The sequence below is a fragment of the Roseovarius confluentis genome, assembly GCF_002917925.1.
Lineage (GTDB): Bacteria > Pseudomonadota > Alphaproteobacteria > Rhodobacterales > Rhodobacteraceae > Roseovarius > Roseovarius confluentis.
The window spans coordinates 147,219-163,446 of record NZ_PPFE01000001.1 but is presented as its reverse complement, the minus strand read 5'-3'; the positions used below and the strand labels follow the sequence as shown (position 1 = coordinate 163,446).

The following is a 16,228-nucleotide window of genomic DNA, read 5'->3' as shown; positions in this document are numbered from 1 at the left end:
TTATCCTTTACGCCGCAGTTCCAGCGGCGCGAAAACCTCAGACTGGCGCAGTTCGACCTTGCCCTCCTTGGTCAACTCGAGCGCGGCCGCGAAGGTCGAAGCAGTCGCCGAGCGCCGGCGGGCCGGATCGGCAGTGAAGCCATCGGGCAGATAGGATGCGATGTCGGTCCATGCGCCGGCAAATCCGATCAGGCCGCGCATCCGTTCCAGCGCTTGTTCCAAGGTGAATAGCGCCTCGCGGTCGAACGCGTATGGGCGAAACTCATCCCTTGTTCGGATGCGGGCATAGCCCTGCATCAGGTCAAGCAGCGTGGCGGTGTACTGCACGCGGCGGATGCGCGTGACGTCCTCGGGCAGGCCGCGGGCAAAGAAATCGCGGCCGAGCTGGTCGCGGCCCATCAGCCGCGCGGAGGCCTCGCGCATGGCTTGCAAACGCTCCAGCTGGAAGGCGAGGTGTGCGGCAAGCTCCTCGCCCGAGGGGCCCTCTTCCGACGGATCGGGTGGCAGTAGGAGGCGGGATTTGAGGAAGGCCAGCCAGGCGGCCATCACGAGGTAGTCGGCGGCCAGTTCCAAGCGTAGCGCCTTGGCGCGTTCGACAAAGGCGAGGTATTGTTCGGCCAACTGAAGCACGGAGATCTTGCGCAAGTCGACCTTTTGCGTACGGCTGAGTGTCAGCAGCAGGTCAAGCGGTCCCTCGTAGCCGTCCACGTCGACGATCAGCGCCTCGGCCGCCATGCGATCGCTCACGCTTTCGATTTGCCCCATTTCTTCGAATGTATCTTCAGACATTGCCCTGGCCGTGTAGCAGTTCGGCAAGCTTTGCCTCCAGCGCAGGAATGTCAACCTTTGTTGGGGTTTTCCGCGCGGCAAGGGCAGCTTCGGCCCGCCGCAGGGCGGCACCGGCCAGCGTGCCGGAGGCGCCGGTGACCGCCTTCATCTCGTCGAACGTGCCATTGCAATGCAGGATCACGTCGCAGCCCGCTTCGATCGACTGCCGCGACAGAGTGGCAAGATCGCCTTTGAGCGCCTTCATCGAGATGTCATCCGTCATTATCAGGCCGTCGAAACCGATCTGGGCGCGGATCAGTTGCATCATTCGGCGCGACGTGGTCGCGGGCGCTGCATCGCAGGCCTCATAAACAAGATGCGCGGTCATGCCCATCGGAAGATCGCTGAGAGCGGCGAAGGGGCGAAAATCGGTCTCGGCGAGGGTGTCGATGTCGGTATCGACGACAGGCAGGTCGAAGTGGCTGTCAACGACGGCCCGGCCATGACCGGGGATGTGCTTGACCACCGGCAAAACGCCACCGTCCAGATGCGCGTTGGCCACAGCGCGGCCAACCTTCGCCACCGAATCCGGATCCGTTCCATAGCAGCGGTTCTTCAGAAACGGGTGCGTTTGGCGCCCGGCGACGTCGACCAGAGGCGCGCAGTTGGCGTCTATGCCCAGTTCGATCAGTTCGTGCGCGATGATGCGATAGCGCGCGTACATCGCCTCTTCGGCGTGACGTCCGGCCAGTTCGACCTGTTCCAATGGCGGCAGCCATTCGCGCCAGACCGGGCCGCGCAAGCGTTGGACGCGCCCGCCCTCCTGGTCGATCAGGATGGGCGCGTTGTGATCCGCGGCTTGACGCAGGCTGTCACAGAGTGCGCGCACCTGGTCGGGGCTGTCGATATTGCGGGAAAACAGGATGAAGCCGAAAGGACGGCTCGCGCGGATGAGAGCAGTCTCTTCCGGTGTCAGTTCTGTGCCCGCTACGCCAAGGATCGTGGCGCCAAGCGTGCTCACCTTGTCACCACCGGAATGCAATCGGCCTTCTCGGCCACCAGCGCCGAGCAGAAGCGACGCGCATCACTGAGGTCGCCGAAGCCCATGGCCCGCAGGCGATAGAAGGTACGGCCGCCGCTTTGCGCTTTCTGGATCACCCGCTGCTTATCGTCGAGATATTCCGCGAACTTGTCCGACAGCTTGCCCCATTGCTGTTCCGCAATGGCGGCGCTTTCGAAGGCGCCGAGCTGGGCCATGCGAGTGCCGGCGGGGATGGTCTCGGGATTGATTTCGGGCGCGGCCTGCGCGGCGACGCTAGCGGCGACAGCATCCTCAACGGTGCTGACCTGCGCGGGGCGAGCCCTTGGCCGCAATGAGCGCCCAAGACCTTCGGTCACCTGCGTGGCAGTGGGGTCGGGCTCTGCCGCAGGCTCTTCGTCGGCATCAAGCGCCGGCTCGGCGGTGGCGTTATCTGTGCTGTCCTCCGTTGCAGGGGCGACAGGAGTCAGGGGCGCGACACCATCGGACAATTCGTCGGCCAAGGTGTTGAGGGCGGCCAGCGTGGCGGCATCTTCGTCGGTTTCAACGGCATCCTCGGACTCGGCGATTGGCGTCACTTCTTCTGTTGCATCCTCGGTTCCTGTTGCCGGAGCGGCGACCTGTGTTTCTGCCTGGGGCGTGTCCTCGAGGCTGAGAGCCAGCGGTTCCGGTGCCAGCACCAGTCGGTCCGCCGGCTGTGCCGCAGAGCCGTCGGCGGCCACGTCGTTGACCGCAAGCCCCTGGTTTTCAGCCGTGGAGCCACCGGGATTCTCGGGCTGAATGCGCATCGGGCCTTCTGCGACGCGCACCACCGGCACGCCGCTGACATCGCGCACGAGGATCTTGTAACCCCAGACGCCGATCCCGATCACGAGGGCCAGCGATATCGCCGCCCCGGCCATGTTGGTGAATTTCTGAACTGATATCTGCCGAACTGTCCCCGTTTCATCGGAGACACCATGCATCTGTGCCATCGCTCGCCTCGCTACCTCCGGCGATACTTGGCCGCCGGGTTGGATTACTGCCACGTCCCCGGCGCTGGCACGGTTTATTACCGCATCTCTTCGGCCGGAGTTACGCCCAAGATACCAAGACCGGCGGAAATAACAACGGTTACGGCCCGCGCAAGCGCAATTTTCGCCTGCGAACCGGCGATATCGGTCTCGTCAAGGAAGCGAAGCGCAGGCAAGTCGTTACCCCGGTTCCAGAGGCTGTGCAGGTCGCTGGCGAGGTCGTAGAGATAGAAGGCCACGCGATGCGGCTCGTTTGTGCGACCTGCGATCTCGACCAGCCGGGGCCATTCGGCGATTTTCTTTGCCACGGCGAGTTGTGCGGTGTCCTGAAGCACCGAGAGATCCGCGCCGGCCAAGGTGGTGTCATCGACATCGATGCCGGCCTCGCGTGCCTTGCGCATTACGGAAGAAATCCGCGCATGAGCGTATTGCACGTAAAAGACCGGATTTTCCTTGGATTGCTCCAGGACCTTGTCGAAGTCGAAATCGAGCGGCGCGTCGTTCTTGCGGGTCAGCATGACGAAACGGGTGACGTCCGGACCGACCTGGTCGACCACGTCGCGCAGCGTGACGAAGGTCCCTGCCCTCTTGGACATCTTGAACGGCTCGCCGTTCTTGTAGAGTTTCACCAACTGGGTGAGCTTGATGTCGAGCGGCACGCGGCCATCGGTGAGCGCGCTGACGGCGGCCTTCATCCGCTTGACATAGCCACCGTGGTCGGCCCCGAAGACGTCGATCAGCGCGTCGAAGCCACGCTCGACCTTGTCGTAGTGGTACGCGATGTCGGGCGCGAAGTAGGTCCAGCTGCCATCGGATTTCTTGACCGGGCGATCGACGTCGTCGCCATGTTCGGTGGACTTGAAGAGCGTCTGTTCGCGCGGCTCCCAATCCTCGGGCTTCTTGCCCTTGGGCGGCTCGAGCACGCCTTCGTAGATCAGACCCTTGGCTTGCAGCGCGTCAAGCGCCTGTTCAATCCGGCCCGTGCCATAGAGGGACTTCTCGCTGTAGAAGACATCCATCCGGACACCGAGCGCGCGCAGGTCTTCGCGGATCAGATCCATCATCGCGTCGGTGGCGAAGTCGCGGACCTCTTCCAGCCAGACGGCCTCAGTCTGGCCGACATATGCATCGCCCACCTTCGCCTTGAGCGCTTCACCGACCGCGATGAGGTAGTCGCCCGGATAAGTGCCGTCTTCGAAGGCGATTTCCTGGCCATGCGCCTCAAGATAACGCAGGTAGACGGAGCGTGCGAGCACGTCGACCTGGGCGCCGCCGTCGTTGATGTAGTATTCGCGGGTGACGTCATAGCCCACGTAATCCAGCAGGCTGGCCAGCGCGTCGCCGAAGACCGCGCCGCGGGTGTGACCCACATGCAGAGGACCAGTCGGGTTGGCCGAGACGTATTCGACATTGACCTTCTTGCCGTTGCCCAACTCGGACCGGCCATAGGCCTCACCGCGCTCAAGCGCGGCGCGCAGGACGTCCTGCCAGAGCGTGTCCGACAGGCGCAGGTTCAGAAAGCCCGGTCCCGCCACTTCGGCGCTCTCGATCCGGTCATCGGCGGCCAAGAGACCGGCCAGCGTGTCGGCGATATCGCGGGGTTTCTGGCCAGAGGGCTTGGCCAGAACCATCGCCGCATTGGTGGCCATGTCGCCATGCGCGGGATCGCGGGGCGGCTCGACCGTGACGTTCGACATCTCAAGGCCGGCCGGCAGTTTCCCCTGCCCCTGCATGGTATCAAGGGCGGCAAGGACGCAGGCGCGGATTTCGGTAAACAGATTCATCGGACAATCCTTCATTTCGGCGCCGGTTTATCACCCGGGCCGGTCGCGTCAATCCGCGCTGTCCGTCTCGGCGGCCGCCTCGGGCGTCTTGTCTTCGCGCGGGGGCCCAAGCCAGAGAAGCTTGAACTCGCCGCCGGTCTCGACTTTCGAGGTCTCGGACAGGATCCGTAGACCGGTGGCCGGGCTGTGCGTGGCGAGGGGGATGCCTTCTTCGTTCTGGGCTGACCAGTCCTCCATCGTGAAGTCGTCGGTCATGTTGGTGGCGCGGACCTGCCAGTCTTGGACCATCCTGCTCGCCAAATCGGTATAGCCATAGCCCTGCGCCACGACGCGCCCACCCAGCGAGGCGGGAAGCGCGTGGCGCTTGCTGTCCTGCTTGGCGCGGCCAAGCTGGTAGACGTTCTCGCGCCCGAATTCCGGCGCGAGGTCGGCGGCGACCAGCGTGTTGTAGGCGTCGTTGTCACTGAGCGCGAGAACGACGCCGTATTTCATGATCTCGGCGCTGTGCTCGGCGGCCTCTGACAGCACGTCGCCGAAAAAGGTCGGCAACCCGGCTTCACGTGCGCTGCGCAGGCGGGCACGGTTGGTGTCGGTGATCAGGATCCGCACCTCGAGGTCCTGAAGTGTTTTCGCGAAGGAGGTGGCGAATTGCGAACCACCCGCCAACAGAACGCCCGGCTGCCCCTTGCCCGCCAACCCCATGGCGCGGGCCAGCGGGGCCAGCGTGAAGCCGTGCAGAACTACGGTCGCGGCGACCAGCGCAAAGGCGAAGGGTGTGAGAAAGGCCGCGTCCTCGACCCCTTCGGCCACAAGCCGCTCGCCGAAAAGGCCCGCGACCGCGACCAGCACGACCCCGCGCGGCCCGGTCAGTCCGACAAGCAGTCGCTCCCGGAAGGGAATGTTGGTGAAGGCCAGTGAGAACAGCACCGTCAGCGGGCGCACCAGCAGGATCACGACCGCCACCATTGCGGCCGCGTTCCAGTTGATCCTGTTGAGCGTTGCGACATCCATGCTGGCAGCCAAGAGGATAAACACCCCCGAGACCAGCAGGATCGTCGCGTGCTCCTTGAAGCGGCGCAGTTCGGTATAGCTGGGCAGGTTGGCGTTGGCCATCACAACGCCCATCACGGTGACGGCCAGAAGGCCGCTTTCGTGAAGCATGTAATCGGTGACCGCGAAGATTCCGAGCAGGATGGCGAAGAGCACCGGCACCTTCATGTATTCCGGCACGTACGCCCGGCGGAACGCCTCGCTGAGAACCCAACCTCCGGCCCAGCCAAGCGTGCCCGCCACGACGATACCACGGATGATCTGCCAAGCCGCGAGGCCGAGACTGCTCTCGCTGGCCGTCAGGACGACAACCTCGAAGGCCAGCACGGCGGCAAGCGCGCCGATGGGATCGTTGACGATGGCTTCCCATTGCAGGAGCTGCGCGGGACGACGATTGAGACGAGCCTGGCGCAAAAGCGGTGCGATGACGGTGGGGCCTGTGACGATCATAATGCCGCCGAAGACAGCGGAACTTTCCCAACTGAGACCGCCCACATAATGCAACGCCAGGGCGCTGCCGATCCAGCCCACGGGCGCTCCCAGCAGAACGAGACGCTTAACGCCCTGCTCGGCCCCGCGCAGGGAGTGGAAATCGAGCGTCAGCCCTCCCTCAAAGAGAATGATGGCCACGGCAATGGAAATCATAGGCCCCATCAGCGTGCCGATGTCGCGTGCCGGATCAAAGATTCCGAGGATCGGTCCCGCAATGAGGCCCGCGGCGAGCATCAGCACGATCGCCGGCATCCGCAGGCGCCACGCCACCCATTGGGCCCCGACGCCGAGCGCCCCCACCAGCGCGACCGCCATGACCGGGTCGATCGCCCCTTCCGCACCGCCAGTTGCCATAGGCTATATTCCCTTTCTCTCGCTCATGTCGGCGTCGCCGCCCAACAGCCGCGCATGAGCCTCGAGCGCGAACCGGTCCGTCATTCCCGCGATATAGTCCGCGACCAGACGCGCCAGCGCCGTTTCATCGGGGGCATCGGCCACGTCCTGAAGCCACCGCCGCGGAAGGAAGTCGGGATGCGACATGTAGAACGGAAACAGGTCCTCGACTACGTTGGTGACACGCTTGCGCATCTCGACCACTTTGGGAGCGCGGTACATACGTTTGAAAAGAAAAGACCTTATCTGCTGAAGATCAGACCACATTGGATCGGAAAAGCGGATAACGGGGCGGCCAAGGTCACGCACTGCCTGGGCGTCGGCCGGCGCAGCGCGCTGAAGACGCGCATGCGAGGTTTCGATCACGTCCGTGACCATGACGCCAAAGACTCGACGCAGCGCCTCGTGTCTTCGGCGATAAGGATCGAGTCCGGGATATTTTGCATCCACTTCACGATAGCACGCGCCGACGACCGGAAGCTCGGCAATGTCGTCTTCGCTGAAAAGTTTCGCGCGCAGGCCGTCATGCAGATCGTGATTATTGTAGGCTACGTCATCGGCAAGTGCGGCCACCTGCGCCTCGGCACTGGCATAAGTGTCGAGTTCAAGGTCGTGGCGAGCATCATAGTCGGCCAGCGCATAGGGAAGGTCGCCCGAGACTGGGCCGTTATGTTTGGCGATGCCTTCCAGCGTGTCCCATGTCAGGTTCAGGCCATCGAATTCGGCATAATGCCGCTCCAGCGAGGTGACTATGCGAATGGCCTGCGCGTTATGATCAAATCCGCCATATTGCGCCATCAACGCGTCGAGCGCATCCTCGCCGGTATGGCCGAAAGGTGTGTGGCCCAAATCATGCGCCAGCGCCACGGCCTCGGTCAATTCGACATTCAGACCAAGCGCCCCGGCGATGGTCCGGGCCACTTGCGCCACTTCGATCGAGTGTGTCAGGCGGGTGCGGAAATAATCGCCCTCGTGCTCGACGAAAACTTGCGTTTTGTGCTTGAGACGACGAAACGCACTGGAATGGATGATCCGGTCGCGATCCCTTTGATAACAAGACCGAAATGCGCTTTCTTCTTCGGCGTACAGACGTGCGCGCGCTGCTGCCGGATCCGAAGCATAAGGGGTATGCATCGCCTGTTTCCTTGTCGTCCTGTCCCAGCCTTCGTATATTCCAAGATGAACGGCAAAGAAACCTTGAGGATCGCCAGATGCAAATGCCCCCCAAAGTGACGCAACGCGCCTATGAACGCCTTGCTGAAATCGGTGCCGGCGAACAGGGTCAGGCCCTGCGCGTCGCCGTCGAAGGCGGCGGGTGCTCGGGCTTTCAGTACGACATCAAGCTGGACGCGCCCACGGGTGATGACCTTGTTCTGGAAGGCGGCGATGGTCAGAAGGTCATCGTTGACAGTGTGTCCCTGCCCTTCCTGGCCGGGGCGACGATTGACTTCACCGAGGAACTGATCGGCGCGCGGTTCACCATCGACAACCCGAACGTGACCAGCGCCTGCGGTTGCGGGACGTCCTTTTCAATGTGATCTATTCGGCGGGCACGGCCGCTTTCGGTGCATGGGTCCGGACCTGGTCCCAAACCAGCCATGCGCCGGCCGCGATCAGGAGTGCGGCGCCAAGAAACACCCCTGCCCCAGTCCGTTCGCCGAACGCGAGCGATCCGATAGCGACCATCCAGAGAAATTGCAGGTTCATCAAGGGTGTGACCACATAGGCCGGAAGCAGCTTGAGCGCGGCCACGAGAACCCATCGCGCGGCAAAAAGCAGCCCGGCGTAATAGGTCACCCACATCACATCCAACCAGCCCATCGGCACGAAGACGAAAGGCAAGGCAGCGCTCATCATGACCATCAGCGCGAGGTTGGGATAGAAGACCTGCGACAGCAGCCCACCCGGGTCGCGCTGGCCGATATAGCGCGAAGCGACCATGGAAACTGCTCCCATCGCAACTGCAAGAAAAGCGACGAGATGGCCTGCCCCGAAACTGTCAAGGCCGCCAGGAAACAGCGCGGCCATGCCGAGGACGCCCAAAATCATCGCGCCCCAGACCTGCCCCCCCGCGCTTTCTTTAAGCATCACCCGCGACAGAAGCGCGGCTAGGATCGGGATGATGGCGATAAACAGGAAAACCTCGGCGAAGGGCAGCAGCTTGAACGCATAGAAGAAGGCGCAAGTGCCGATGACGGTGGCGGCGGCGCGCAGCGCCATGACGCGTGGGCATCGGGTGGCAAGCACGCGCGTGGCGGCGGATTTGCGGCCCGCCGCCAGGCAAAAGAGTGAGACCAGACCGCCGGAGAGCGCGAACATCTGGGGTGCAGCGTAAGTGGACGAAAAAAGCTTGGTGATGGCATCGGCACCTGTGATCAGTAGCGTGTAGATCACTGTCAGGGACACACCCAGAAAGACCGCCTCGCGGCCCCGGGCGATCATGCCGGTATTCCTTTGACGGTCGCGGCGCGGGAGAAGCCGTGGAAGAAGGCGTCGAAGTCGACGGCCTTTTCGGCGGCCTCGACCACCTCGCGGGCCTCGGCGGTCAGGAGCGGGTCAATGCGGGTGCGCATCCGGGACCAGTCGGCAATGCGGTTGCCCTCGAGGCGGTACATGCATTCCGACAATTCGCGCAGCGGGGCCACGTGCGGCCTTGGCGCGGTGATCCGAAGCCCGCCTTCGGGAAGCATCGTGCCGAACCCGCCAAGCCCGGCAGTGGACAGGAACCATTGGACCATCAGGTAGGGATGGTAGTCGTCCGACACCCAACCAGTCGCGTCGGCCTCGATCACGAAATGCCGTACCTGCGCCGCCAGCCAGCTTTCCCAGGTGTCAGGCGGAGTTTGCCCGGAAAAGCGCAGGGCGATGCAGATTTCGGCAAGGAGGTCGATGTTCATTTCGAGGAACGCTACAGTTCCGGCAAACCGCAGGCTGTCGATGAAAACGGCTGGCAGGTCGGGATCGCGGTGGCCGTACTCGGACAGATAGAAGACAATATGAGTGAGTTCGTAGGCGGCCTTTTTGTTGGGGAGCGTGAACGTCGCGCTTCGGCTGCCGAAGCCGCGCAGTCGATCATCCAGCCCAGAGTCGCAAAAGGTAGGATCTATGCCGCGGCGTAGGCAAAGGCGACGGGCCTCGGCGCGCTGAAGGTCAGAGAGCTCTGCATGCACCAGCCCCTCAAAGGCAACCCACTCTACTGATCGTGCGCCCATGTCTCCGGGCATGCCGAGATCCTCGAGGTCGAGGCAAAGCGACAGGAGGAACCGGTAATATTGGGGGAAGAACGCAAGCTTGCGATCCAACGTGATGTAGTGCGGGTCAAATGGAGCAAGGGCCGAAAGCGGTAGCTTTGCGCCTGTGCTCGTCAGAATGTTCAGAACCTCGGCGTTTTCCTTGAGCCAGAAGACGTCGGTGTCAGGCCGCCGCTCGCAGGCGAAGCGTTGCAGGAGCGCGGTTTGCCGGGCGTCCCGCGTGGTCTGGCGGAACGGAAGGTCGAGTGTGACAACGGATCCCATAGTTATGATATCCCTGTAATTTGTTTCCGTTCCGCCGTAGGTCTTAGAGGCTTGACGTGAAGGCGCCGACAATTTCGCCTTCGCCGGCACGCTCTGTCCGGACGGGGCTGAGGCTGGACGTGAATGCTTCGACGGCGTCGCCAGCGCTGGTGGTGGTTCCGGTCACCGGGCCGAGGCTGGAGGTGAAGAGGTCAACCGAGTCACCGGTTGCGCTGTCGGACGTTGCGCTGGCGGCCAAGCTGGAGGTGAAAGCCTCGACCGCATCGCCTGTCAACCGGCTGGTTTCTGCAACAGGACCCAGACTGGAAGTGAACGCCTCGGTTCCGGCACCCTCCAGCATGTCGCCAGATGCTTGCAAAGACGAGGTGAAAGCTTCGACAGCGGTGCCGTCGTGCAGGCTGGCCTCGATAGAAGCGGCGGAGTTTTCGGCGAAACGATTTTTGCGAAGTGCAACCATTGGTGGTCTCCTGATTTGGTCAACACTCAAAACGGTTACACGCAAAACGGGTTTTGCAAACTGAAATTCGCGGTTAGCGAGTTATCCACAAGGCTAATTTTCTGATCGCGATTTTCGCGCGGCCTTGCCTGCTTTTCCGTGCGCTGCTTTGCAGCGCACGGAAAAATTTGTTTTCCACAGCGCAACGAATCTGTGGATAACCGGATGATTGTTTCCAATTTAAGCCGAATCAGCCTCGATGAGAATCGTTAAGGAAGTCCTTGTTCCGGCTTGCCTCGCCATTCGTGCTGAGCGATAGATTGCAAAGAACCGAGGGGGGCCGTGCATGAAGATCGCCAGTTTCAATATCAACGGCATCAAGGCCCGGCTGAGTGCCCTGACCGATTGGCTGGATGAAGCACAACCTGATGTGGCGTTGCTGCAGGAGATCAAAACGGTCGACGAAGGCTTTCCCCATGAACCATTCGAAGACCGCGGGTATAACGTAGAAACCCATGGTCAAAAGAGCTTCAACGGGGTTGCGATTCTGTCAAAACTGCCCTTGGAGGACGTCACACGTGGCCTGCCCGGCGATGACGAAGACGACCATGCGCGGTGGATCGAGGCGACGGTCGTGGGCGAGAAATCGTCGGTGCGTCTGTGCGGGCTTTACCTGCCCAACGGAAACCCGGCGCCGGGTCCGAAATACGACTACAAGCTTGCCTGGATGCAACGTCAAAAGAAGCGCGCCGCCGAGTTGCTTGCGACCGAGGAGCCCTTTTTGATGGCAGGCGATTACAACGTTATTCCACAGGATGAGGACGCCAAGCGCCCAAAGGCCTGGGCCGAGGACGCGCTGGCCCTGCCGCAAAGCCGGGCAGCCTTTCGCGAGCTTCTGGCCATGGGATTCACCGAGGCCTTCCGTGCGCGTGTGCCTGGGCCCGGCCACTACACATTCTGGGATTATCAGGCGGGCGCCTGGAACCGGGACGACGGCATCCGCATCGACCATTTCCTGCTGAGCCCGCAGGCGGCGGACCTTTTTGTCGGCGTGGGCATCGACAAGGATGTCCGCGGTCGGGAAAAGCCCTCGGATCACGTGCCGATCTGGGTCGAACTGGATGCTTAGACGTCCGTCGCCGTAACGTCGTAGCCGTAGATCCAGTCGAACTGTCCAACCATGCGGCCGGGCATCAAAGCCCCGCCAATACGAAGGGCGGCGTGTGCCGCGGCGCGGAGCGGCGGAAAACTAAGGTGGTATTTCCAGGCATTTCGGCTGGCGGTGTCTACAACCCGTCGCACGCGGTCAAAACGCATGTCTTGGTAAGCACTTAGCGCGGCTTCCAAAGTCGAGCCGTCGCCAAGGCAACGGCCAAGAGCGAAGGCGTCTTCCAGCGCCATATTGGCCCCTTGCGCCATGAAGGGAAGCGTAGGATGGGCCGCGTCTCCGGCCAGAACCACGCCACCCAAATGCCATTTTGCGGCCACCGAATGGCGGAAAAGCCCCCAGCGATTCACTTTTTCCACCCGGTCGAGCAAATCCTTCGCGTCGCGCCCGAAATCCCCGAAGACGCCGCGCAGCGTTTCCGGATCATCCTCGGCGGTCCAGCTTTCCTCGTGCCACTGAGCCCGTTCCTGTACAGCGACGAGGTTGCGCATACGCCCGCCGCGGAGGGGATAGGTGACAAGATGCCGGTGTGGGCCCATGAACACCTGCGCCTGAGGGTCGGCGCCGGTTTCGGGTATCACGGCGCGCCAGGCCACCTGCCGGGTAAAGAAAGGGGCGGACGTGCCGTTGAGCGCCTGTCGCGCAACCGAATGGAGCCCGTCGGCGCCGACCACCAGATCGCAGTCGAGCATGGATCCGTCCTTCAGGGTGACCTGAGGCGCCGGTCCCGGCGTCACGGACATCGCCGTATGGCCCAGCGATATCTCGACCCCTGCTGCAAGGGCTGCGTGTTCGAGGATGTGGACGAGGTCGGCGCGATGCACGAAATGGTAGTCACCGCATGGCAGCCGCGCGAGATCGAGACGGACGACTTCGGTCCCCTTGTAGTCGCGCAACAGCACCGACTGCCCGCGCACGGATTTCGCCCTCAGCGCACTGCCCAAGCCCAGCTTTTCGAGCACGACGAAGCCGTTGGGACTGATCTGCAGGCCCGCGCCCACTTCCGTGATCCGGGGGGCTTGTTCAAGAACGCGCACGGCGGCGCCCGCGCGGCGCAGCATGATCGCCGTTGTCAGCCCACCAATGCCTCCGCCGAGAACGATGCAATTGAGAGACGCGATATCCATGACGATCCTTTGAATGCGAAAACGCCGAAGCAAAAGCCTCGGCGTCTTGAATTCGCTTAGGTTCTCCGGCGATCAGTCGTCGCGGTGAACCTTTTCGCGCCGTTCGTGACGTTCTTGCGCCTCGAGACTCATCGTCGCGATCGGGCGCGCATCCAGACGCTTGAGGCTGATCGGCTCGCCGGTCACTTCGCAATAGCCGTATTCGCCCTCGTCAATCCGGCGCAGCGCAGCGTCGATCTTGGCGACAAGCTTGCGCTGGCGATCGCGTGTGCGCAGTTCCAGCGCCCGGTCGGTTTCCTCGCTGGCGCGGTCGGCCACGTCGGGGATGGCGCGCGTGCCGTCCTGAAGGCCCTCGATGGTATCGCGGCTGTCCTCGAGCAATTCGCTCTTCCAGGTCAGCAGCTTGCGACGAAAATACTCCACTTGCCGTTCGTTCATGAACGGCTCGTCTTCGGCCGGAGTGTAATCCTCCGACAGAACCACGTCCTGTTTCATTTCCACTCCCTCCTGCAGGTCCCCGTCGGTCACCCAACTTCCCCTTTAGAAATCCACCTTGTGGCGTGCAATTACACGCGCCTCGACAGATTGTCACTACACAAATGCCCGCCATTGATGTGAATTCCCCATGACAATAGGGTGCTGCAAAAATTCCATGCGACCGGCCACTTGCGCGCGGCGGGACCAAGAAAAGGGACGCTCATGAAATTCGAAGGCACCGACGCCTATATCGCCACCGACGACCTGACCGTCGCGGTAAATGCCGCCGTGACTCTGGAGCGCCCCCTTCTGGTCAAAGGCGAGCCGGGCACCGGAAAGACCGAGTTGGCCCGGCAAGTTGCCAACGGCCTGGGCCTGCCGATGCTGGAGTGGAACATCAAGTCCACCATCAAGGCACAGCAGGGTCTTTACGAGTACGACGCGGTGTCGCGGCTGCGCGACAGCCAGTTGGGCGAGGAACGCGTGCACGACGTGCGCAACTACATCCGCAAGGGCAAACTGTGGCAAGCGTTCGAGGCCGAGGAAAAGATCGTGTTGCTGATCGACGAGATCGACAAGGCTGATATCGAGTTTCCCAACGACCTGTTGCAGGAACTGGACCGTATGGAGTTTCACGTCTACGAGACCGGCGAGACCGTCCGCGCGGTCCAGCGGCCGATCGTGATCATCACCTCGAACAACGAAAAGGAACTGCCCGACGCCTTTCTGCGACGGTGTTTCTTCCATTACATCCGTTTTCCGGACCCCGATACGATGAAACAGATCGTCGAGGTTCACCATCCGGGTATCAAGGAACGGCTGCTGACCGAGGCGTTGACCCAATTTTATGACATCCGAGAACAATCGGGACTGAAGAAGAAGCCTTCGACCTCGGAAGTGCTGGACTGGCTGAAGCTTATCCTGGCCGAAGACCTGACGGCGGAAGACCTCAAGCGCGACGGGGCCGACGCCCTGCCCAAGCTGCATGGGGCGCTACTGAAGAATGAGCAGGACGTGCACCTTTTTGAACGGTTGGCCTTCATGGCGCGCCGCCAACGCTAAAGGTCTAGTCTGAAAATTCGACACCGGCACGCAAATGCGTGCCGAAGCGGCAACAATCATTCCCCAAAATGGAGACGGTAAATTCCGTATGTCCAGAATTCGGGGATCATTCAAAACGGACTTCGAATCGTGATTCGGATTGCTGGCGATTCGGCCACAGTTTTGTCTTTTTTGCTCCTTACTGGGAACGAAGTAAGAGGCAATCAAGGCACCTGTCCGGTAGGCTGCATTGAACAGCAGGTCGAAATGCGTGCGGTCAAGGACGCGCAGAACGATCAGGCGGCGACTGCGCCGGATGGCAGGGTGAATCACGACGACCGCCTGCCACTAGAGTTGATACAGGCATCGGGGGGCTTATGCGCCGCGTCATTCTTCCATTGTTCCTTATGCTGGGCGCGTGCGTTCCGGGTCCCTCCAGTGAAATGCCGACCCGTGCGGCCACACCGTCCGCCAGTTCCCTGCCCGCGTTGAAGTCCTTCTCCGCGCCGCGCCCGGTCCCGCCGTCACGGTCCAACAGCGATATAGCTCGGGATTTCCTGGAACTGTCCTTCCAGCTTGAGTCGGGAAGAAAGTTGAAGAATTTCTCGCGGTTCGAGGGACCGATTTCCATACGGGTCACGGGCAATCCTCCGTCGACGCTTATTCCCGATCTCAACCGGCTGGTGCACCGCCTGCGCACCGAAGCAAAGATCGACATCGCCCGCGTCCGGTCCGACGTCGCCAACATCACCATCGAGGCCGTGCCGCGGGCAAAGATCCGCAGGCACCTGCCCAAGGCGGCCTGTTTCGTGGTTCCCAACATCAGCCGCCTGTCAGAGTACCGCGCGGCGCGCAACAAGCGGCAGACGAACTGGAGCACGCTGATAGAGCGTAAGCAGATCGCGATCTTCCTGCCCAACGATGCCTCGCCGCAAGAGGTGCGCGACTGCCTGCACGAAGAAGTCGCGCAGTCGCTTGGCCCGCTCAACGATTTATACCGGCTACCCGACAGCGTGTTCAACGACGACAACGTGCACACGATTCTTACCGGCTTCGACATGCTGATCCTGCGGGTCTACTACTCGCCGGATCTGCGTTCGGGCATGACACGAGGACAGGTCGCGGCGCGACTGCCGTCGATCCTGTCGCGTCTCAATCCTGCCGGCGATTCAATTGCGCCGCACGCACTGTCATCGACCCCGCGGGCCTGGATCGAGGCGGTGCAGACCGCGCTTGGCCCCGGCGCTGGCCATTCGCAACGGCTGGTGGCCGCAGCCGAGGCGCTGCGTATCGCAGACGCTATGGGCTGGTACGATCACCGACGGGCGTTTTCGCATTTCGCCATGGGGCGCCTGACCCAGGCCAGCCAACCCGACACCGCATTCGAGCATTTCCGCCTCGCCGAGCGGTTCTACAGCCAGACCCCCGGCACCGAGCTGCACCGCGCCTATTCCGCCTCGCAGCTGGCCGCGTTCGCCATCGCCGAGGGCAATGGCCAATTGGCCCTGACCATCCTGGCGCCGCATCTTGCAATCGCGGAACGTCATGAAAACGCGGCGCTTCTGTCTACGCTCATGTTGCTCAGGGCCGAGGCGCTGGACCTGACGGGCCGCGTCGCTGAGGCGCAGTCGGTGCGGCTGGACAGTATCGGCTGGGCACGGTACGGGTTCGGCGCGGACTGGGCGGTACGCGCGAAACTGCGGGAGATCTCATCGCTCAGCCCCCTGAAGTGACCTGACGGGAAGACACGATGATCGTAGTATTCGGCGCGATCCTGGGCGCGAGCCTGGGAGCATTCACCGCGTGGCGGCGCAAGGGGCGAACTGCCGACATTCTTCTTTACGCGGCGGTCTATTGCCTGATCTTCACCCTGCTGGGGCTTTTCGCTACGCTGATTATTCACCGCATGTCGATCTGAGGTAAGC

At 62.3% G+C, this 16,228-nt stretch carries 16 protein-coding genes; 5 read left to right on the top strand and 11 right to left on the bottom strand.

Going from position 1 to position 16,228, the window contains the following annotated elements:
• From C2I35_RS00790 to C2I35_RS00765, 6 genes are all read right to left on the bottom strand, one after another.
• Positions 1-789 (bottom strand): segregation and condensation protein A, encoded by a 789-nt coding sequence (locus tag C2I35_RS00790; protein ID WP_211286090.1) that lies wholly within the window; start codon positions 787-789, stop codon positions 1-3.
• Positions 782-1,789: a beta-N-acetylhexosaminidase gene (nagZ, locus tag C2I35_RS00785; RefSeq protein ID WP_245890350.1), complete on the bottom strand. Its 1,008-nt coding sequence runs from the start codon at positions 1,787-1,789 to the stop codon at positions 782-784. The genes C2I35_RS00790 and nagZ overlap by 8 nt, the downstream gene beginning before the upstream one ends.
• Positions 1,786-2,781 (bottom strand): SPOR domain-containing protein, encoded by a 996-nt coding sequence (locus C2I35_RS00780; RefSeq protein ID WP_103761140.1) that lies wholly within the window; start codon positions 2,779-2,781, stop codon positions 1,786-1,788. The genes nagZ and C2I35_RS00780 overlap by 4 nt, the downstream gene beginning before the upstream one ends.
• 77 nt (positions 2,782-2,858) lie before the next feature.
• A complete protein-coding gene (gene argS / locus C2I35_RS00775; RefSeq protein WP_103761139.1) occupies positions 2,859-4,604 on the bottom strand; it encodes an arginine--tRNA ligase in 1,746 nt (581 codons plus the stop codon).
• 48 nt (positions 4,605-4,652) lie between these two features.
• Entirely contained in the window at positions 4,653-6,500 is a 1,848-nt protein-coding gene (locus C2I35_RS00770) for a cation:proton antiporter (protein ID WP_103761138.1), read from the bottom strand.
• A 3-nt stretch (positions 6,501-6,503) separates the two neighbouring features.
• A complete protein-coding gene (locus C2I35_RS00765; RefSeq protein WP_103761137.1) occupies positions 6,504-7,673 on the bottom strand; it encodes a deoxyguanosinetriphosphate triphosphohydrolase in 1,170 nt (389 codons plus the stop codon).
• 77 nt (positions 7,674-7,750) lie between these two features.
• Between C2I35_RS00765 and C2I35_RS00760 the strand changes: the two genes are divergently transcribed.
• Positions 7,751-8,077 (top strand): HesB/IscA family protein, encoded by a 327-nt coding sequence (locus C2I35_RS00760; RefSeq protein ID WP_057789486.1) that lies wholly within the window; start codon positions 7,751-7,753, stop codon positions 8,075-8,077.
• Between the two features lies 1 nt (position 8,078).
• Here C2I35_RS00760 and C2I35_RS00755 read toward each other — a convergent pair whose 3' ends face one another.
• From C2I35_RS00755 to C2I35_RS00745, 3 genes are read right to left on the bottom strand one after another with little or no spacing between them, the layout of a single operon-like run.
• Positions 8,079-8,981 carry a DMT family transporter gene (locus C2I35_RS00755; protein ID WP_103761136.1) on the bottom strand — a complete coding sequence of 301 codons (903 nt, stop codon included), beginning with the start codon at positions 8,979-8,981 and terminating at the stop codon, positions 8,079-8,081.
• Complete coding sequence (locus C2I35_RS00750; RefSeq protein WP_103761135.1) at positions 8,978-10,054, bottom strand: DUF6902 family protein; 1,077 nt, start codon at positions 10,052-10,054, stop codon at positions 8,978-8,980. The genes C2I35_RS00755 and C2I35_RS00750 overlap by 4 nt, the downstream gene beginning before the upstream one ends.
• A gap of 43 nt (positions 10,055-10,097) precedes the next feature.
• Positions 10,098-10,511, bottom strand: a complete 414-nt coding sequence (locus C2I35_RS00745; protein WP_103761134.1) for a DUF6749 family protein — start codon at positions 10,509-10,511, stop codon at positions 10,098-10,100.
• Between the two features lie 325 nt (positions 10,512-10,836).
• Between C2I35_RS00745 and xth the strand changes: the two genes are divergently transcribed.
• A complete protein-coding gene (gene xth, locus C2I35_RS00740; RefSeq protein WP_103761133.1) occupies positions 10,837-11,619 on the top strand; it encodes an exodeoxyribonuclease III in 783 nt (260 codons plus the stop codon).
• On the opposite strand, the gene C2I35_RS00735 is transcribed toward xth, so the two are convergent.
• Complete coding sequence (locus tag C2I35_RS00735) at positions 11,616-12,785, bottom strand: FAD-dependent monooxygenase (RefSeq protein ID WP_103761132.1); 1,170 nt, start codon at positions 12,783-12,785, stop codon at positions 11,616-11,618. The two genes, xth and C2I35_RS00735, sit on opposite strands and share 4 nt — an antisense overlap.
• Before the next feature lie 72 nt (positions 12,786-12,857).
• Positions 12,858-13,280: an RNA polymerase-binding protein DksA gene (gene dksA / locus C2I35_RS00730; protein WP_057790282.1), complete on the bottom strand. Its 423-nt coding sequence runs from the start codon at positions 13,278-13,280 to the stop codon at positions 12,858-12,860.
• Between the two features lie 204 nt (positions 13,281-13,484).
• On the opposite strand from dksA, the gene C2I35_RS00725 reads away from it, so the two are divergent.
• The 3 genes from C2I35_RS00725 (at position 13,485) to C2I35_RS22035 (ending at position 16,221) form a co-directional block, all read left to right on the top strand.
• Positions 13,485-14,324 carry an AAA family ATPase gene (locus C2I35_RS00725; protein WP_103761131.1) on the top strand — a complete coding sequence of 280 codons (840 nt, stop codon included), beginning with the start codon at positions 13,485-13,487 and terminating at the stop codon, positions 14,322-14,324.
• 356 nt (positions 14,325-14,680) lie between these two features.
• Positions 14,681-16,036, top strand: a complete 1,356-nt coding sequence (locus C2I35_RS00720; protein ID WP_103761130.1) for a DUF2927 domain-containing protein — start codon at positions 14,681-14,683, stop codon at positions 16,034-16,036.
• A 17-nt stretch (positions 16,037-16,053) separates the two neighbouring features.
• Positions 16,054-16,221 (top strand): hypothetical protein, encoded by a 168-nt coding sequence (locus tag C2I35_RS22035; RefSeq protein ID WP_170067084.1) that lies wholly within the window; start codon positions 16,054-16,056, stop codon positions 16,219-16,221.
• Positions 16,222-16,228 lie beyond the last annotated feature (7 nt).

What these genes read in the sequence shown, in the direction of transcription:
- C2I35_RS00790 (WP_211286090.1), bottom strand. Translation starts at nt 789, where the DNA reads ATGTCTGAAGATACATTCGAAGAAATGGGGCAAATCGAAAGCGTGAGC.
- C2I35_RS00780 (WP_103761140.1), bottom strand. Translation starts at nt 2,781, where the DNA reads ATGGCACAGATGCATGGTGTCTCCGATGAAACGGGGACAGTTCGGCAG.
- argS (WP_103761139.1), bottom strand. Translation starts at nt 4,604, where the DNA reads ATGAATCTGTTTACCGAAATCCGCGCCTGCGTCCTTGCCGCCCTTGAT.
- C2I35_RS00770 (WP_103761138.1), bottom strand. Translation starts at nt 6,500, where the DNA reads ATGGCAACTGGCGGTGCGGAAGGGGCGATCGACCCGGTCATGGCGGTC.
- C2I35_RS00765 (WP_103761137.1), bottom strand. Translation starts at nt 7,673, where the DNA reads ATGCATACCCCTTATGCTTCGGATCCGGCAGCAGCGCGCGCACGTCTG.
- C2I35_RS00760 (WP_057789486.1), top strand. Translation starts at nt 7,751, where the DNA reads ATGCAAATGCCCCCCAAAGTGACGCAACGCGCCTATGAACGCCTTGCT.
- C2I35_RS00755 (WP_103761136.1), bottom strand. Translation starts at nt 8,981, where the DNA reads ATGATCGCCCGGGGCCGCGAGGCGGTCTTTCTGGGTGTGTCCCTGACA.
- C2I35_RS00750 (WP_103761135.1), bottom strand. Translation starts at nt 10,054, where the DNA reads ATGGGATCCGTTGTCACACTCGACCTTCCGTTCCGCCAGACCACGCGG.
- C2I35_RS00745 (WP_103761134.1), bottom strand. Translation starts at nt 10,511, where the DNA reads ATGGTTGCACTTCGCAAAAATCGTTTCGCCGAAAACTCCGCCGCTTCT.
- xth (WP_103761133.1), top strand. Translation starts at nt 10,837, where the DNA reads ATGAAGATCGCCAGTTTCAATATCAACGGCATCAAGGCCCGGCTGAGT.
- C2I35_RS00735 (WP_103761132.1), bottom strand. Translation starts at nt 12,785, where the DNA reads ATGGATATCGCGTCTCTCAATTGCATCGTTCTCGGCGGAGGCATTGGT.
- dksA (WP_057790282.1), bottom strand. Translation starts at nt 13,280, where the DNA reads ATGAAACAGGACGTGGTTCTGTCGGAGGATTACACTCCGGCCGAAGAC.
- C2I35_RS00725 (WP_103761131.1), top strand. Translation starts at nt 13,485, where the DNA reads ATGAAATTCGAAGGCACCGACGCCTATATCGCCACCGACGACCTGACC.
- C2I35_RS00720 (WP_103761130.1), top strand. Translation starts at nt 14,681, where the DNA reads ATGCGCCGCGTCATTCTTCCATTGTTCCTTATGCTGGGCGCGTGCGTT.
- C2I35_RS22035 (WP_170067084.1), top strand. Translation starts at nt 16,054, where the DNA reads ATGATCGTAGTATTCGGCGCGATCCTGGGCGCGAGCCTGGGAGCATTC.